This is a genomic window from Streptomyces sp. NPDC101132, from assembly GCF_044759225.1.
Taxonomy (GTDB): Bacteria; Actinomycetota; Actinomycetes; order Streptomycetales; family Streptomycetaceae; genus Streptomyces.
Genome location: NZ_JBIVYX010000011.1, coordinates 148,716 through 165,405, shown reverse-complemented (window position 1 = coordinate 165,405; position 16,690 = coordinate 148,716). Strand labels below are relative to the sequence as shown.

The 16,690-nt window shown below is 73.1% G+C and carries 15 protein-coding genes; 4 read left to right on the top strand and 11 right to left on the bottom strand.

What is annotated here, in order from left to right:
- Nucleotides 1–20: 20 nt before the first annotated feature.
- The 6 genes from efeB to ACIQUR_RS25210 form a co-directional block, all read right to left on the bottom strand.
- Nucleotides 21–1,295 carry an iron uptake transporter deferrochelatase/peroxidase subunit gene (efeB, locus tag ACIQUR_RS25235; RefSeq protein WP_403668320.1) on the bottom strand — a complete coding sequence of 425 codons (1,275 nt, stop codon included), beginning with the start codon at nucleotides 1,293–1,295 and terminating at the stop codon, nucleotides 21–23.
- Between the two features lie 5 nt (nucleotides 1,296–1,300).
- Nucleotides 1,301–3,358 carry a copper resistance CopC/CopD family protein gene (locus tag ACIQUR_RS25230; RefSeq protein ID WP_403668317.1) on the bottom strand — a complete coding sequence of 686 codons (2,058 nt, stop codon included), beginning with the start codon at nucleotides 3,356–3,358 and terminating at the stop codon, nucleotides 1,301–1,303.
- Between the two features lie 22 nt (nucleotides 3,359–3,380).
- Entirely contained in the window at nucleotides 3,381–3,866 is a 486-nt protein-coding gene (locus ACIQUR_RS25225; RefSeq protein ID WP_403668314.1) for a copper chaperone PCu(A)C, read from the bottom strand.
- Complete coding sequence (locus tag ACIQUR_RS25220) at nucleotides 3,863–4,513, bottom strand: SCO family protein (RefSeq protein WP_403668311.1); 651 nt, start codon at nucleotides 4,511–4,513, stop codon at nucleotides 3,863–3,865. The genes ACIQUR_RS25225 and ACIQUR_RS25220 overlap by 4 nt, the downstream gene beginning before the upstream one ends.
- An 82-nt stretch (nucleotides 4,514–4,595) precedes the next feature.
- Complete coding sequence (locus ACIQUR_RS25215) at nucleotides 4,596–5,333, bottom strand: YcnI family protein (RefSeq protein WP_403668308.1); 738 nt, start codon at nucleotides 5,331–5,333, stop codon at nucleotides 4,596–4,598.
- A 108-nt stretch (nucleotides 5,334–5,441) separates the two neighbouring features.
- Nucleotides 5,442–6,191, bottom strand: a complete 750-nt coding sequence (locus ACIQUR_RS25210) for a hypothetical protein (RefSeq protein WP_403668306.1) — start codon at nucleotides 6,189–6,191, stop codon at nucleotides 5,442–5,444.
- 264 nt (nucleotides 6,192–6,455) lie between these two features.
- Here ACIQUR_RS25210 and ACIQUR_RS25205 point away from each other — a divergent pair, with 264 nt between their 5' ends.
- On the top strand, nucleotides 6,456–6,899 hold the full coding sequence (locus tag ACIQUR_RS25205; protein ID WP_399944270.1) for an ATP-binding protein: 444 nt from the start codon (nucleotides 6,456–6,458) through the stop codon (nucleotides 6,897–6,899).
- Nucleotides 6,900–7,028: 129 nt separating this feature from the next.
- Here ACIQUR_RS25205 and ACIQUR_RS25200 read toward each other — a convergent pair whose 3' ends face one another.
- Nucleotides 7,029–8,516: an aminopeptidase P family protein gene (locus ACIQUR_RS25200; RefSeq protein WP_403668302.1), complete on the bottom strand. Its 1,488-nt coding sequence runs from the start codon at nucleotides 8,514–8,516 to the stop codon at nucleotides 7,029–7,031.
- 114 nt (nucleotides 8,517–8,630) lie between these two features.
- Nucleotides 8,631–10,046: a PP2C family protein-serine/threonine phosphatase gene (locus ACIQUR_RS25195; protein WP_403668299.1), complete on the bottom strand. Its 1,416-nt coding sequence runs from the start codon at nucleotides 10,044–10,046 to the stop codon at nucleotides 8,631–8,633.
- A 513-nt stretch (nucleotides 10,047–10,559) separates the two neighbouring features.
- Here ACIQUR_RS25195 and ACIQUR_RS25190 point away from each other — a divergent pair.
- Together ACIQUR_RS25190 and ACIQUR_RS25185 are read left to right on the top strand one after the other, a co-directional pair.
- Complete coding sequence (locus ACIQUR_RS25190; protein ID WP_403668296.1) at nucleotides 10,560–11,252, top strand: bifunctional DNA primase/polymerase; 693 nt, start codon at nucleotides 10,560–10,562, stop codon at nucleotides 11,250–11,252.
- A 135-nt stretch (nucleotides 11,253–11,387) separates the two neighbouring features.
- A complete protein-coding gene (locus tag ACIQUR_RS25185) occupies nucleotides 11,388–11,945 on the top strand; it encodes a hypothetical protein (RefSeq protein WP_403668294.1) in 558 nt (185 codons plus the stop codon).
- A gap of 182 nt (nucleotides 11,946–12,127) precedes the next feature.
- On the opposite strand, the gene ACIQUR_RS25180 is transcribed toward ACIQUR_RS25185, so the two are convergent.
- The 3 genes from ACIQUR_RS25180 to ACIQUR_RS25170 all read right to left on the bottom strand — a co-directional run bounded on the left by ACIQUR_RS25180 (nucleotide 12,128) and on the right by ACIQUR_RS25170 (nucleotide 14,786).
- Nucleotides 12,128–13,117, bottom strand: a complete 990-nt coding sequence (locus tag ACIQUR_RS25180; protein WP_403668291.1) for a DUF5926 family protein — start codon at nucleotides 13,115–13,117, stop codon at nucleotides 12,128–12,130.
- A 131-nt stretch (nucleotides 13,118–13,248) separates the two neighbouring features.
- Nucleotides 13,249–13,881, bottom strand: a complete 633-nt coding sequence (locus ACIQUR_RS25175) for an ATP-binding protein (protein ID WP_403668288.1) — start codon at nucleotides 13,879–13,881, stop codon at nucleotides 13,249–13,251.
- A 74-nt stretch (nucleotides 13,882–13,955) separates the two neighbouring features.
- Nucleotides 13,956–14,786 carry a glycerophosphodiester phosphodiesterase gene (locus tag ACIQUR_RS25170; RefSeq protein ID WP_403668285.1) on the bottom strand — a complete coding sequence of 277 codons (831 nt, stop codon included), beginning with the start codon at nucleotides 14,784–14,786 and terminating at the stop codon, nucleotides 13,956–13,958.
- 196 nt (nucleotides 14,787–14,982) lie between these two features.
- On the opposite strand from ACIQUR_RS25170, the gene ACIQUR_RS25165 reads away from it, so the two are divergent.
- The gene (locus ACIQUR_RS25165; RefSeq protein WP_403668282.1) at nucleotides 14,983–16,515 is read left to right on the top strand and encodes a S1C family serine protease; all 1,533 of its coding nucleotides are present in this window, start codon (nucleotides 14,983–14,985) and stop codon (nucleotides 16,513–16,515) included.
- Nucleotides 16,516–16,690: the final 175 nt, after the last annotated feature.

The following is a 16,690-nucleotide window of genomic DNA, read 5'->3' as shown; positions in this document are numbered from 1 at the left end:
GGACCGGCGGCCGGAGCCGTTCACGCTTCGAGAAGCCGCTGGCCCACGTACTCGCCGGGCTTCGGGCCGCCCGGTACCGCGTACAGCCCGCTGGCCTCGTGCCGGACGAACGCCGACAGGGCGTCCCCCCGGTCCAGCTTCCGCTGCACCGGGACGAAGCCGCGCAGCGGATCGGCCTGCCAGCAGATGAACAGCAGGCCCGCGTCCGGGGTCCCGTCCGTCCCGATCCCGTCGTGGTACGAGAAGGGCCGGCGCAGCATCGCCGCGCCGCCGTTCTGCTCGGGAGCCGAGATCCGCGCGTGGGCGTTCGACGGGATCACCGGCTTCCCGTCCGCGCCGATCCGGTCCAGCTCCATCTCGGTGGTCTCCGTGCCGCCGGTCAGCGGCGCGCCGTCCGCCTTCTTCCGGCCGATGACCTGCTCCTGCTTCGCCAGGGACAGCTTCTCCCAGTCGTCGAGCAACATCCGGATCCGCCGGACCACCGCGTACGAGCCGCCGGCCATCCACGCGTGCTCGGCCGGGCCCGGCCCGGCGGCCGGCACGAACACCCGGCGGTCGAAGTCGGGCTCGGAGGGCTTCGGGTTGCCCGTGCCGTCGATCTGCCCCATCAGGTTGCGGGCCGTCATCGGCCTGCCCGTGGCGCCGGGGGAGCGGTTGAAGCCGTTCATCTGCCACCGGACCGCGGCCGCGTCCCCGGCGTCCTTCTGGATCGCGCGCAGCGCGTGGAAGGCCACCAGCCCGTCGTTCGAGCCGATCTGCACCCACAGGTCACCGTTGCTGCGGCGCGGGTCGAGCTGGTCCGACGAGAACTCCGGCAGCGGGTCGAGCGCGGCCGGGCGCCGCGCGGCCAGGCCCGTGCGGTCGAAGAAGGTGCGGCCGAAGCCGAAGGTGACCGACAGCGAGCAGGGGCCGGCGTCCAGAGCGACCCCCGTGTCCCCGGAACCGGCCGGGGACCCGGCCATCAGCAGCCGTGCCGTCTCCGACCAGCGGCGCAGCAGCGCGGCCGCCTCCTTGCGGCCCGCCCCCGGCTTCAGGTCGAAGGCCAGTACGTGCCCCTTCGCCTGCATCGGGGTGGTGATCCCCGCCTGGTGCTCCCCGTGGAAGGGCACCTCGGTGGCGCCCAGCGAGGCCAGGGCCCCGGCCGCACCGCCGCCCGTGGCCTCGCCGTCCGCGAGGGCGGAGGCGCCCAGGGCCCCGCCCGCCGCGCCCAGCGCGAGCCCGGCGGCACCCGCGGCACCGACGGTGCCGAGCAGCCGCCGCCTGGAGATCTCGATGTGGGTCACGCTGTCGGTCACGCTGGTCAGCCGATCTTCACTGTCTTCTGCACGGTCACTTGGTCGATGTCGGAGGTGCGCACGGTCAGGTCGATGCGCCACGTCCCGGCGAGCGGGAGCTGGACCCCGGAGGCGGTCCAGTGTCCGGTGCTCGCGTGGTCGGGGGCCAGCGGCAGCGGGCCGATGTCCTTGGCGGGCAGCGTGAACGCCACCTTCACCTCGGGCGCGTCCAGCGGCTTGCCGTTCGTCCGGGCGAGCCACAGGTGCAGGGTGTTGGCCCCGGTCCGGCCCGGGTCGAGCTCCAGCCGTGCCGACCCCTGGCCGTCCTCGCCGCCCGTGTCGAACGGGAGGGTGACCTTGATGGGCCGGTTGGGCACGGCCGTGGAGTTGGTGGCCGTGCTCCGCCCGGCCTCCTGCTCCGCGGCCCGGCCGGGCTCGGTGCTCGTCAGCACGGTGGTGACGGCCAGCAGGACCACGGCCACCCCCGCCTCGGTCAGGACCGAGCGCCGCAGCCCCGCCCGGCCGGGGTCCGCGTCGCGGACCTTCTTCTCCCGGGCGGTGGCCAGGGCGGCCCGCTGACGGGCGAGCTGCGCGGCCCGCTTCGGGTCCGCGGGCACGGTCACCGGCTCGGGCTCGGGCTCGGAATCGACCCCGGCCTTGGCCTCGGCCTCGGGGTGTGTTTCACGTGAAACATCCCCCTGGCCCGCGCCCTGTTCGCTCTCCGCCGGTCCCGCGCCCAGCCGCGCCGTCCACTTCCGGGACAGGTAGGCCACGCCCACCAGGACCGCGACCAGCCCGACCTTCACCAGCAGGAGCTGCCCGTACGCCGTCCCGGTCAGGGCCGACCAGCTGCCGAGCTGCCGCCAGGACTGGTAGACGCCCGTCGCGGCCAGTACGGCCACGCTGACGAACGCCACCCGGGAGAACCGCAGTACGGCGGCCCGCTCGATGCCCGGCACCCGGTACAGGGCCACCAGCAGCACGACCAGACCGCCCAGCCAGGCGGCGACGGCCAGCAGGTGGACGATGTCCACCGGCATCGCGATGCCGGGCTGGACGCCGGTCGAGGCGTGCTCGGACAGCGCCCAGGTGGCTGCGATGCCGCCGGCCACCACCGCGCCGCCGACGCCCAGACCGAAGGTGAGGTCGCCGGTCTCCTTGCGGAGCCGCTCGGCCGTCTCGGCGTCCGCCACCCCTTCCCGGGCCGCCTGCCGGCGCGCGTACGCCCCGAAGAGCACGGCCAGGAAGAGCGCGGTGGCGCCGAGCAGCAGCAGCCGCGACACCAGCGAGGCACCGGTCTTGGTCTCCAGCACCGCCTTCAGCCCGGACAGGTCGAAGGCGTCGGCGAACTTCCCCGAGCCCGTGTACGGATGACGCAGCGCCAGCATCGCCAGCGTCGCAGCGGTCAGCGTCACCCAGCCGTACAGCACCACCCGCTGGACCGGCCTGACCCCCGCCCCGCGCTGCCAGCACAGCAGCACGAAGGCCGCGCCGCCGACCAGCAGCACGAAGCCCGCGTAGGCGGCGTAGCGCGCGACGCCGTAGGCGAAGCCCACCGGACCGCCGCCCGCCTCCTGCTCCGGCAGCGTCACCGTGGTCGTGGAGGGCGCGCCCACCGAGAAGGTGAAGGCACCGGAGATCGGGTGGCTGTCGGCGGACACCGCCTGCCAGGCCACCGTGTACGTGCCGTTGGGCAGGCCGGCGTGCAGCTGGACCCCGTACCTGACGGTGGTGCCGTCGCACAGGTCCCGCTGTTCACCCGTGTCGACCCGCTTGCCGCTGGGGTCCATGACCCGGATCGAGTCCTCGCCCATGGCCACCTGCTCCGAGAAGGAGAGCGTGACCTGGGCGGGGGCCGTGGCGACCACCGACCCGTCCTTGGGATCGCTCGCGGTCAGCGCGGCGTGCGCCACGGCCGGTGCGGCGGTGGCGACCAGCGAGCCCAGCAGGGCCGCGGCGACCAGCAGCAGCCGGAGCAGCTGCTGCGGGCGCAGGGGCCGTCGGAGCGCCGGCTGCCGGAGCAGCGGCTGCCCGGGCCGCCGGGGCCTGAGCGATCGGGCGGGGGCGGGGGCGGTGGCCGTCATGGCGTGTCAGTCCCTCGGTCCGTCAGTGGTGCTTCGGGTTGTAGGTCCGTTCCTTCACGTCGAGCTCGACCTTGACCGGGTCCGCCTTCTCGAAGTGCAGCTCGACCGCGACCTTGTCACCGACCTTCGGCTTGCTCTTCAGGCCCATGAACATCATGTGGCTGCCGCCGCGCTCCAGCCGGAGCTCGCCGTTGGCCGGCACGTCCATCGACCGGACCTGCTGCATCTTCTGGTTCTTGGTCTCGTGGATCTGCACGTCGTCCGAGAGCGTGCTGGTCACCGAGGTGAGCTTGTCGGCGGTGTCCGAGCCGTTCTCGACGACCAGGAAGCCGCCCGCCATGTCGCCGTTGACCGGCTCCGGCATGAAGGCCCCGCTGACGCTCAGGGCGGGCTTGCCGTCCGAGCCCCCGGCCGGGGAGTCCTCGGCGGCACAGCCGGCTATCGCGAAGGACGCGGTCAGGGCGGTGGCGGCGAGGAGGGCGGTGCGGAGGGTGGTGCGGTGGTTCACGGGTTCTCTCCCTTGATGAGCTTCGGCAGGTCCTGGGTGTAGTCCTCGGCGGTGGTGTCCTCGCCGTACAGGACGTACCCCTCGTCGGACTTCGGGGAGAACGCGATGACCTGGGCCCCGTGCATGGAGACGACGCTGCCGTCCTTCTCCTTCTTCGGGGGGTCGATGCCGATGCCGATGCTGCGGGCGCCGGCCTGGATCGTGTTGAAGTCGCCGGTCAGCCCGATGAAGGCCGGGTCCTGCGCCTTGAGCCACTTGCCCAGCGAGTCGGGGGTGTCCCGCTCCGGGTCCGTGGTGACGAAGACGACCTGGAGCTTGTCCTGGTCGGCCTTCGGAAGGGCCTTCCTGGCGATGGCGATGTTGCTCATCGTCAGCGGGCAGACGTCGGGGCAGTTGGTGTAGCCGAAGTAGATGAGCGTCGGCTTGCCCTTGGTCTGCTCGCGCAGGCTGTACTGCTTGCCGTGCGTGTCCGTCAGCACCAGGTCGGGCTTCTCGAAGGGCCGGTCGAGGACGGTGGCGGCCTTGGTCTTCGCCGAGGCGCTCACCTCCGCGACGGGAGAGCCCTTGTCGGAGTCGCTGCCGCAGGCGGACAGCGTGAGCGCGGCCGCCACCGCGAGAGCGGCGGCCGTCACACGTGTGGTGTGCATGGGGGATTCGTCCCTGTTGATCGGGGTGGGAAGTGCTCGGGTGCGGCGGCCCGTACGCCCGTACGGGCCGCCCGCACCCGGATCAGGAGGTGCGGCGGCGCGACAGCACGCCGAACGCCACGCCCGCGGCGCCGACGAGGATGCCGGCGATGCCCAGCGCGCGGGCGGTGGTGTCGGAGGAGCCGGACGCGCTCGCGTGCTCGTCGCCGTGGGCGCCGTCCTTCCCGTCCTTCGCGTCGGTCTGCTTGGCGTCGTCCTTGCCGCCGGACGCGCCGCCGTGGTGGCCCTCGCCGGTGGGCTCGGTCAGCTTGAGGACCGGTGCCGGGTTCTGCGGCTCGTCCGCGCCGTCCTTGGGCTCCTCGATCCAGCGGACGACCTCGTTGTTGTCGTACGTCTGGATCGCCTTGAAGACCATCCGGTCGGCGTCCTCGGGGAGCTGGCCCACGGAGAGCGGGAACTGCTGGAAGCGGCCCGGGGCGATCTTGCCGCCGGTCCAGGTGACCTTGGTGACGGCCTCGGTGATCTGCTTGCCGTGGATGGTCAGCGGCTTGGCCAGCTTGCTCTTGGTGACCTCGACCTGCCAGCCCGGCACGTCCTGCGGCATCACGGACGCGAGCGGGTGGTCGGCGGGGAAGGTGACCTCCAGCTTGTTCGTGGAGGCGTTGTCGCGCTCGTTGGGGACCTTGAAGTTGATCGTGGCGTAGCCGCCCTTCTCGGCCTGCCCGGGCTGCACGCTGACGTGTGCGAAGGCGGTTCCGGAGAGCAGCAGGACGGAACCGGCGGCGAGGGCGGCGACGAAGGAGACGCGAGAGGTCTTCATGGCAGAGAGCTCCACTGGCAGTGGGAACGGTGGACGGCGCGCGGGTGCGCGCGGACGCCGCGGCACCACCGCTCCCGTGTGGATCGTCCCGGGGAGCCGGGTACCGCGTCAGGCTGCGAGTGCGTACGCCGCGGGCGGCCCGCGCCTGATCACCGTGTGCTGGAGCGCCTCCCGCCCCACCGGGACCCGCCGCTCCTCCTCGCCGCGCGGCAGCCCCGCCGTACGGGCCTCCGCGCCGGGCAGTCCCCGGCGCAGCGCGCGTACGAAGGCCAGCGCCGCCCGCAGGGACCGCGCGGATCCCGCCTCGGCCGACAGCCGGACCAGGCGCAGCAGCGCCGCGTCCCCGCGCCCGAGCAGCCAGCCCGCGGCGAGCGCGGCCAGCAGGTGCCCGAGCAGCATCGGCAGCGAGAACAGCCCGGTGTCCGGGGTGAGGGCCGGCGCGACGGTCTCCGCCGCTCCGCCCGCGTGGGCGTGGACGTGGCCGCCGGCCGTCGCCGGGTCGATGCCCGCGACCAGCAGGACCTGCCTGGCCTCGGCCGGACTGAGCGGGACGGTGTTGCCCCCGCAGACCAGCCGCGCGGCGAGGGCCGCGAGCGACTCGTCGGGGGAGGGCACCGGCTTCGGGACGGCCCGGTGCTGGCCGAGGCCGAAGAGCGCGTGGAGTGCCAGCTGTCCGCCGGCCAGCGCGCCGGCGATCCCGGGCAGCGAGCGCCGCCGTCCCGCCAGCGGTGCCGCGCAGGCGAACACCGCCAGGAACCCCGCGCAGAGCGCCCACAGCGGGACGGTCGCGCAGGAGGCCAGCGCGTGTCCCGCGCCGGACAGCACGACACAGACCGCGGTGAACACCGCGGCCCTCATGAGCCGGAGACCGGTTCCGGTGCGTGTCGTGCGGGGGTGAGGCATGGCCGGGCCATCATCGCACTGCGCCCCGGCCCTCCATACGGCAGGTCCGGAAGGTCCTGTTGGTACGTGCTCGTCGCTTCCCCCTCCCGGCCCACATACACCGCCGAGAAGGGGACGCGCATCGGCCGAACGGGCGCTCCGGCGTCGCTCAGGGGCTTATCGCGTGCCGTGTGCGGCAATAGGTAACGGTATGTCGAGCCGCGGCCGGGAGGCTGGAGCATGAGCATCTGGTGGTCATTGCACCTGCGCCGCGAAGCCGCCAGCGTTCCCCTGGCCAGACGGCTGCTCCTGGGCACCATGGAGACCGCCGGGGTGGACCCCGACATCTCGTACGACCTGTCCGTGGCCCTCACCGAGGCCTGTGCCAACGCGGTCGAGCACGGCGGCCTCGTCGGTGCCGCGCCGGACACCGGGGCGTACCGCGTCACCGCGTACCTCGACGGCGACACCTGCCGTATCGAAGTCACCGACTCGGGCCCCGGCTTCCCCGAGCACGTGGGCACGGCCCGCAGGTCCGCGCTCGCCGAGAGCGGGCGGGGCCTGTGCCTGATCGAGCAGCTGGCGGACCACGTGCGGTTCCGGAACCGGCCGGGCCAGGGCGCGGTGGTCAGCTTCGACAAGATCCTCAAGTGGCGGGAAGGCGCGCTGCTGAAGGCCTCCTGAGCCGCGGACGACCGTGGGCGAGGACCGCGTACGGTCCTCGCCCACGGTCGTGTCCGGGTGTCACCGGAGCGGACCGGCCGCTGCCGGCCGGTCCGCGTGGTCCGGGTGGTCCGGGGTGGTCCTGGCGGGTCAGCCCTTCAGGCGGGCCATCCACGCCTCGACCTCGTCGGCCTGGCGCGGGAGGCCGGCCGACAGGTTCCGGTTGCCGTCCTCGGTGACCAGGATGTCGTCCTCGATCCGGACGCCGATGCCGCGGTACTCCTCCGGCACGGTCAGGTCGTCGGCCTGGAAGTACAGGCCCGGCTCGACGGTCAGGCACATGCCCGGCTCCAGCGTGCCGTCGACGTACGCCTCGGTGCGCGCGGCGGCGCAGTCGTGGACGTCCATGCCGAGCATGTGGCCGGTGCCGTGCAGGGTCCAGCGGCGCTGGAGGCCGAGCTCCAGGACGCGCTCGACCGGGCCCTCCAGCAGGCCCCACTCGACGAGCTTCTCGGCGAGGACGTGCTGCGAGGCGTCGTGGAAGTCGCGGAACTTGGCGCCCGGCTTCACGGCCGCGATGCCGGCCTCCTGGGACTCGTACACCGCGTCGTAGATCTTGCGCTGGATCTCGGTGTACGTGCCGTTGATCGGCAGGGTGCGGGTGACGTCGGCGGTGTAGAGGCTGTGCGTCTCCACGCCGGCGTCGAGCAGCAGCAGGTCGCCGGAGCGGACCGCGCCGTCGTTGCGGACCCAGTGCAGGGTGCAGGCGTGGGCGCCGGCCGCGCAGATGGAGCCGTAGCCGACGTCGTTGCCCTCGACGCGGGCGCGCAGGAAGAAGGTGCCCTCGATGTACCGCTCGCTGGTGGCCTCAGCCTTGTCGAGGACCTTCACGACGTCCTCGAAGCCGCGGACGGTGGAGTCGACGGCCTTCTGCAGCTCGCCGATCTCGAACTCGTCCTTCACCGCGCGGGCCTCGGAGAGGTAGACGCGCAGCTCCTCGTCGCGCTCGGCGGTGACCTTGTCGGTCAGCGCCTCCTCGATCACGGCGTCGTGGCCGCGGACGTTGCGGACCGGGCCGGTGGCCTCGCGCAGCTCGTCGGCGACGTTGCGCACGTCCTTCACCGGGATGCCCAGCAGCTGCTCGGCCTCGGTCAGGGAGTGGCGGCGGCCGACCCACAGCTCGCCCTGGCCGGACAGCCAGAACTCGCCGTTCTCGCGGTCCGAGCGCGGCAGCAGGTAGATCGTCGCGGTGTGACCGTCGGTGGTGGGCTCCAGGACGAGCACGCCGTTCTCGGTCTGGTCACCGGTCAGGTACGCGTACTCGGTCGCGGCGCGGAACGGGTACTCCGTGTCGTTCGAGCGCGTCTTCAGCCGGCCCGCGGGGATCACCAGGCGCTCACCCGGGAAGCGAGCGGACAGCGCGGCGCGGCGGGCGGCGGTGTGCTGCGCCTGCGGGATCGGCTCCAGGCCGTGCAGCTCGGTGTCGGCCCAGCCGGTGCGCATGCTCTCGGCCAGCTCGTCGGAGACGCCCGGGTACAGACCGTTCTTCCGCTGCTTGTGCTTCTTCGGCTGCTCTTCTTCCGGGCCCGCTGCGTCAGCAGCAACATCTGTCTGGGCCGGGGTGAGCTCTTCCGACACGGTCCGCCTCCTCTTGGTACGACACTGAACCCCGTCCATCGTACGGTCGTGCGGAAGGGGTCCCAGGGCCCTTGGACCCATTACCAAGATCGTCGGACGCCGCGGCGGGCCGGGTCAGTCGAAGCGGGCCGCGAGCAGCACGATGTCCTCCGCCGAGTCCGCCTCGTCGCGGCCCTCGGGCAGCACGGTGCGCAGCACGTGGTCGCAGATCCCCGCCGGGTCGTCCCGGACGGTCCGCGGGACGCTCGCGGCGGCCGCGTGGAGCCGCGCGAAGGCCCGGTCCATGGAGTCGCCGGTGCGGTGCAGCAGCCCGTCGGTGTACAGCAGCACCGTTTCTCCGGGTCCGGGCTCGATCTCCACGCTGGGGGCCTCCCAGCAGGAGAGCATGCCGAGCGGCGCCGAGAGCGAGGTCTCCACGTACTCCGTGCGGCGCTCGCCGATCAGCAGCGGCGGGGTGTGCCCGGCGCCGGCCAGCACGATCTTGCGGCGCGCGGGCTCGCAGTACGCGAACAGGGCGGTGGCGGACCGGGCGGGCTCGGTGAGCCGCAGCAGCAGCTCCAGGTCGGAGAGCACGGCGACCGGGTCCTCGCCCTCCATCACGGCGTACGCGCGCAGGGAGGCCCGCAGGCGGCCCATGGCGGCGATGGCGCTGGGCCCCGAGCCGGTGACGGAGCCGACGGCCAGCCCGAGCGCGCCCTCGGGCAGCGGCAGCGCGTCGTACCAGTCGCCGCCGCCCCGCGGGCCGGTGCGGTGGCGGGCGGCCAGCCGGACGCCGGAGACCCGGGGCAGACGGCTGGGCAGCAGCTCCTCGGCGATGGTGCGCACCTGGGTGCGGGCCCGTTCCACCTCCACGACGCGGGCCAGGTGCTCACCCGCGTAGCGGACGTACAGCTCGATCAGGTGGCGCTGGCGCTCGGTGGGCTCGGCGTGCTCGTCGTACAGCCAGACGGCGGCGCCCAGGCGGCCCGTGGTCTGCGTGGCGAGGGGGAGGGCGTAGCTGGCGGCGTAGCCGAGGCGGGCCGCGACCTCGCGGAGGCGGGGGTCGACCGGGACGGAGTGCCCGCCCTGGCCGGCGGTGGCGTCCGGGTCGGGCAGCTGCTCGGTGCCGCCGTGCGCGTCCGGCAGGCCGTCGAGGATGCGGCCGTACGTGGTCGCGCTGCGCGGCACGGTCTCGATGTGCCCGAGGTCCGCGCGGCCGAGCCCGAGCCCGATGGTGCTGGCCGGACCGAGGCCGTCCGAGGGTTCGAGGACGACGAGTCCGCGGCGGGCGCCCACCAGTGCGGCGCCTGCGCGCAGCAGTTCCTGGAGGGATTCTTCGAGGTCAGCGGCGCGGGTGAGGCGCTCGGTGAGCTCGTGGAGCGTGGTGAGGTCCGAGACCCAGCCGGCCAGGCGGTCCTGGATGACGGTCCCCGGGGCCGGCGCGGAAGGGGCGGGAGGCGTCGCGCGGGCGGGCGAGGGCGCGACAGTGTGCGGGGGTGCCGGAACCGCTGGATCGATTCCAGCCACTTTCGGCAGGTGCGGGATGCTCATGGCAGCCGCCTTTCCACCTGGTGCGATTCGCCATAAAACATCGCGACCCCCAGATCCCTCTGCGCCGCCGTCAATGGATCCACATCTACACGCAGATGTGGATCGATGTCCAGCATTGCCCAGGTGGGAATCCTGGTGTCCGTGGGACGACAACTCGCCGTACACGTAAGGCTCAAAGTTGGCTGAAAAATGCCCGGAGCGGACGTCTTTTGCGGTCGACTGAACTGGTTCAGCAGAGCGTCATATCGTGCGTGATGGGTACGTAATCGGTGATGGCCAGGGTCAGTTGGGCGGACCCGTGGAACCAGGCGGCGCGAGTCGCGCGTCGGCCACACCTGGGGGCTCCCCGGCGGTTTGCCGGGGGAGTTACCGGCCCCGCAAGCCAGTAAGAACTGCACGAACCGCGTAAACCTCATCAAAGCGGACAGTGACGCGAAACGTGTACGTGTGGTGAAACACCGGATACATGGTGTGATGTGGCCCTCGGCGTTCAACGGAAAGGAACGAGCGCTCATGCGCGAGATCCTCGGAAGGCGTCTCCAGCGGCTTCGGCTCTCCCGGCGCGGCGGACCCCCCGCCCTCCTCGGCACGGCGCTGACCTGCGCGACCGAATGGCAGTGGCCGGTGATCCCCGGCGTCGGCCAGGCCCGCGCGGCCGACGGCCGCCCGGCCGAGGACGCGCGGTGCGCCTGCCCCGACCCCGACTGCGTGGTGCCCGGAGCGCATCCCTACGACCCCGGGCTGCTGGCCGCCACGACCGACGCCCGCATGGTCCGCTGGTGGTGGACGAACCGCCCCACCGCCCCGGTGATCCTCGCGACCGGCGGCAACGCGCCCTGTGCCGTCAGCCTCCCCGTCGCCGCCGGCGCCGAGGCGCTGGCCCGGCTCGACCGGATGGGCATGCGGCTGGGGCCGGTCGTGGCGACCCCCACCCGGATGTCCCTGCTCGTGGCCCCGTACTCGATGGAGACGCTCGGCGAGCTGCTCTACGCGAAGGACTGCGTGCCGGCCTCCCTGCGGTTCCACGGCGAGGGCGGCTACCTCCTGCTGCCGCCCTCGGAGGCGGGCGGCGGCGGGGTGCGCTGGGAGCGCGCACCGCTGGCCGGTTCGGCGCGTCCCTGGCTGCCGGACGTCGAGGCCGTGGTCGACGCACTCGTCGAGGCGAGCAGCGGGGCGCCGGGCGGCGGCAGCCGGCTCGCCTACTGAGCCGCACCCCGGGACGGCGTAGTGCGCCCTCGTGCGCTCGTGCCGTCACTCGAACGGGTGTGAGCGGGGCGCCGTTCCAGGGCAATTGGGCGCGCGGCCGGCCGGCGTCCGTGCCCGCCTCGCTATGTTCGCCGGATGAACCTCCGCGTGACCGGCATCGGCGTCGGTGTGCTGATCGCCCTGGCGCTGCCGCTCGCCGCGGCGACGGCTGGGCCGCTGTCCGACGAGGGGCGGGGCGGGCTCCTCACCTCGCTCGGGCTGCGCGACGACGAACGCGGGGGCGGGGCACGGGCGGAGGGGGCCCGGCCGGAGCCGAAGGCCCCCGAGACCGACACCCGGTGCGGACCGGAACTCTCCTCCCCCGAGGGCGTGGAGGCGCAGACCTGTGTGCTGGGCGAGGCGGGCCGGGTGTGGGCGCGAACGTACTACCGCAACGCGACGGGGCGCCCGCTGGACGCCGTACTCACGCTGATGGGTCCGGCCGGTCGGACCGTGCAGATCCGTTGCCCGCTCACCGCGGGGGACGAACCGGGGACCTGCGAGACGCCCAAGGAGGCTCCGGCCGGGGCGGCGCAGGGGCGCGGGCGAGGGCTGGAGGAGTACTCGGCGGTGGCGGAATTTGCCGTACCGGATGTGAACGGGCCGCTGTTGCTCCGGGCCGGCAGCAACTCGGAACCCGTGACCGAGCGTTGAAATGGAAGGGCCCGGTCGCTGGCGACGGGGGATGCACCAGCGACCGGGCTACAAGAACGGTAACAAGAGATCGCGTGTTCGCAAATTCGATCTCGGATATTCGGACACCGATTTGCCGACCATTAGCGGGAGTTGTGACCCGAGTCACCAAACCGGCTGGTCGGACTGCTGATGCCCGCTGATCAGCTGAGCGTCACCTGGCGGTTGGTGAGGCCGCCACGCGCCCGGCGCTCCTCGGGAGTCAGCGGGGCGTTCGTGGCCAGGGCGTTCGCCAGCCGCTCCGCGAACTCGGCCGCCGGCTTCTCGACGTCCGCCGCGGTGACCCCGGTGGGCAGGTCCCACACCGGCACCATCAGGCCGTGGGCCCGGAAGGAGCCGACCAGCCGGGTGCCCTCGCCGATCGAGGTCTCGCCCGCCGCGTGCAGTCGCGCCAGCGCGTCGAGCAGCTTCTCCTCGGCGTGCGGCATGACCCACCGGAGGTGGTTCTTCTCCGGCGTCTCGCACCAGTAGGCGGCGTCCACGCCGGTCAGCTTGACGGTGGGGATGGCGGCGGCGTTGGCGCGTTCCAGTGAGGCGGCGACCTCCGGAGAGGCGTTCGCGGCGTTCTCCGTGTCCGGAATCCAGAATTCGAATCCCGTGTGCACAACCGGCTCGAAAACGCCCTCGGGGTCGAGGAGATCCTGAAGTCGGGGACCCTCGGCGGGCACGCGCCGGGGGGAAACCGGATTACCCGGTTCCGTGGCGAGAGCGCGCTCCAGGGTGTCGGCGAGATCCCGCCCGAGGTCACCCGAAGACGTGTCGTTCTGCAAACCGAGCAGCACCGAACCGTCCTCGCGGCGCAGCGCGGGCCACGCCATCGGGAGCACGGTCGCCAGCGTCACCGACGGCACGCCCTCGGGCAGCCCGCCCTTGAGGGAGAGCGGCACGGTCGCGGCCGGCACCAGCTCGCGCAGCGCGACCCAGTCGCACTCGCCCGGCAGCCCCTCGAACGGGCGCTGGACGAGCTCGGTCACGGCGTGCGCCGCAGCCCGCCCGTGACAGGCCTTGTAGCGGCGGCCGGAGCCGCACGGGCAGGGTTCCCGGGCGCCCACCACGGGGATCTCGCCATCCGTGAGCTGCGGCTTTCCGGCCGTGGACTGGGGTCCCTTGGTCTGCGGGCGCTTCTTGGCCATCGTGGGTGTCTCCCGGTTGTGGCGTCGTGCTGAGGCTCTGTCGGCGCGAGCCTAGCCGTTCGTGCCGGGATCTCCGGGATGGCTGGAAGCGGAACGCGTGCCTCGGGTCCCGTCCCGTACCGGGCGCGCCGTCAGCCGTCCCGGGTCAGCGGACAGGACTCCAGATCGTCGAGGGCCGCGATGGCCGATATGAAGTCCAGCGCCGGCGCGGTGACGCGCGTAGCGAAATCCTCGTGACGGTGTCCTGCCGCGACGGTCACCCACACCGTGACCTCGCCCGCCGCACCGTCGCGCACGCCCCAGTCCTGGGCGAGCGCACTGATGATGTTCAGCCCGCGGCCGCCGCGCGCGGTGACCGAGGGCGTCGAGGGAACGGGCCGGGTGGGACCGCCCCCGTCCGTGACCTCGACCGTCAGACGGCCTCGTGCGTCGACCCGCCAAGCGGCCCGTACGTCGCCGTCCCCCACCTCGTCCGAGCCCAGCGGCCTGCCGTGCCGGCAGGCGTTGCTGAGCAGTTCGGAAAGGATCAGGACTGCATCGTCGACGACCGATTCGGACACCCCGCTGAGGCGCAGCTGTGCGCGCATCCGGTGTCTCGCCTCTCCCACGCCCGCAGGACCATGGGGTACGGCCATGCTCGACGACGTGGGCACTTCCTGTGCCACCACCAACGCCACCCCCGGAACCTCCTTAGCCCCACGCCATGGTCTGGATGCCCCAATGGCCTGGACCGGAAACCGCGCAGGCGGAGGCCTCTGACGCATTCATGACGACCGAACGCGGAGCGGATGCGCCGGGGCACACCCTGTCACGGAAGTGGGGGGTGCAACCCATGTGATTAGCGCCCGAGTTGGGACAGAACCCGCCCGGGTCGATTCGTAATGATCGCTTCCACACCCAGATCAGCGCAGAGCTGAACGTCTTCCGGTTCGTTCACGGTCCAGACGTGCACCGAGTGGCCCTGTGCCTGGAGCCGCTTCACGAACCCGGGGTGGTTCCGCACGATCCGCATGCCCGGGCCGGCGATCCGTACACCCGCGGGCAGCCGGCCGTCCCGCATCCGCGGTGAGATGAACTGCATCAGGTACACGGTGGGGATGGTCGGCGCGGCCGCCCGCACGCGGTGCAGGGAGCGGGCCGAGAAGCTCATGATCCGGACCGGCGAGTGGCCGCCGGCCGGGGGCGCGTCCAGCCCGAAGCGCTTGAGCAGGAAGAGCAGCCGCTCCTCCACCTGGCCGGCCCAGCGGGTCGGGTGCTTGGTCTCGATCGCCAGGTCCACCGGCCGCCCCGCGTCCGCGACCAGCTCCAGCAGCCGCTCCAGGGTGAGCACCGAGGTGCGTTCCGGGTCGGGCTCCCCCGCCTCGTCGGCGTCCCAGTCCGGCGACTCCTCCCGGTCCTTCCACGACCCGAAGTCGAGCGCGGCGAGATCGGCGAGCTCCAGGGCGGACACCGCTCCGCGGCCGTTCGAGGTGCGGTTGACGCGGCGGTCGTGGACCAGCACGAGGTGCCCGTCCGCGGTCAGCCGCACGTCGCATTCCAGGGCGTCGGCCCCCTGCTCGATGGCCATGCGGTACGCCGCCAGCGTGTGCTCGGGAGCCTCCTCGGAGGCGCCGCGGTGGGCGACGACCTGGATGGGCCGCGGGTCGGTCGGGTGCGGTGCGTGGGTCACCGCGTCATGGTGCCATCAGAGGGAGGTACGGCGCGGCCCCGGACGGGGGAAGGTGCCGGAAATGCCGGAGATAAAGATCGGCGTCGGATGCACAGGTCCGGCTTACAGTGCTCTGACAGACCATGGGAAAAGCTTTGCCCGGGAACGTGCGCAGACCGACCGTACCCGACAGACCGTGTTTGACGAGGAGAGAGCCGTGAGCACCGAGAACGAGGGCAACGCGGCCCAGCAGCCCCCCGCGGCCCCGTCCGCACCCCCCGTGCCGGCCGCTCCTGCCCCCGAGCCGGCACCGGAGGCTCCGACGCAGCAGCTGCCGCCCACCCAGGCGCCGGAAGCGGCGACCCAGCAGATGCCGCCCGCCCAGGCGCCGGAGAGCCCGACCCAGCAGATGCCGGCCGGGCCGGCGGCGCAGGGTGCCCCGGCGGCGCAGGGCGCTCCGGCGGCGCAGGGAGTTCCGGCGGCGTACGGCGCCGAGGCCGCGTACGGCGCCCAGCCCGGCCACGGCGCCGCCGGCTGGCCGCCGCCTCCCCCGGCCCTGCCGGCGTACGGCGCCGGAGGCACGGGCGGCGGAGCCCCCGTCTGGGGCGCCCACCCGGCCCCCGCCCCCAAGCCCAAGGGGCGCGGCGGCCTCGTCGCGGCGGTGCTGGCGGCCGCCCTGCTCGCGGGCGGCATCGGCGGCGGCATCGGCTACTGGGCCGCCGAGCGGAACGACGGGGGGATCTCCTCCACCACCGTCGCGGCCGGCGAGACCCCCAAGGACCTCAAGCGCGAGCCGAACTCGATCGCGGGCCTGGCCGCCCGGGCGCTGCCGAGCGTCGTCACCATCGAGGCCCAGGCCGGCGACGGCGAGGGCGGCACCGGCACCGGCTTCATCTACGACCAGCAGGGCCACATCCTCACGAACAACCACGTGGTGGCCTCCGCGGCGAACGGAGGAAAGCTTTCCGCGACCTTCTCCAACGGCCGGAAGTACGAAGCCGAGGTGATCGGCCGCGCCCAGGGCTACGACGTCGCGGTGCTGAAGCTGAAGAACCCGCCCGCCGGGCTGGCCCCGCTCCCGCTGGGCGACTCGGACAGGGTCGCGGTCGGGGACTCGACGATCGCCATCGGCGCCCCCTTCGGCCTCTCGAACACCGTGACCACGGGCATCGTCAGCGCCAAGAACCGCCCGGTGGCCTCCGGTGACGGCGGCGGCGGCAAGAACTCGTACATGAGCGCCCTGCAGACGGACGCCTCGATCAACCCGGGCAACTCCGGTGGTCCGCTCCTCGACGGCCGCGGCGCGGTCATCGGCATCAACTCCGCGATCCAGTCGGCCGGCAGCGGCGGCTTCGGCGCCTCCCAGTCGGGCTCGATCGGCCTCGGCTTCGCCATCCCGATCAACCAGGCCAAGAACGTCGCACAGCAGCTGATCAAGACCGGCAAGCCGGTCTACCCGATCATCGACGCCTCGGTGGACCTCCAGGCCCGGGCCGACGGCGCGAAGATCTCGGAGCAGGGCGTGGGCGGCGCCGCCCCGGTGGGCCCCAACGGCCCGGCGGCCAAGGCGGGTCTGCGCGCCGGTGACGTGATCACGCAGCTCGACGGCAAGCCGATCGACAGCGGCCCGACCCTGATCAGCGAGATCTGGACCCACAAGCCGGGTGACACGGTCAAGGTCACGTACGTGCGCGACGGCCGGAGCAGCACCGTCGACCTGGTCCTGGGCGCCCGGGAGGGCGACAGCTAGGACGTCTCCTCCGGCCCCGGGCCGGAGCCGGTCCTGAAGTGGAGGGGGGGGGGGGGGGGGGGCCCCCCCCCCCCCCCCCCCCCCACGCCCAATATAGGGGGGGGGGGGGTTAGGGCGCCACAACGCCCAAAACACCCGGAGTTGGAGCGCGGGGCCAAAACGGCGGCCCCCCCCG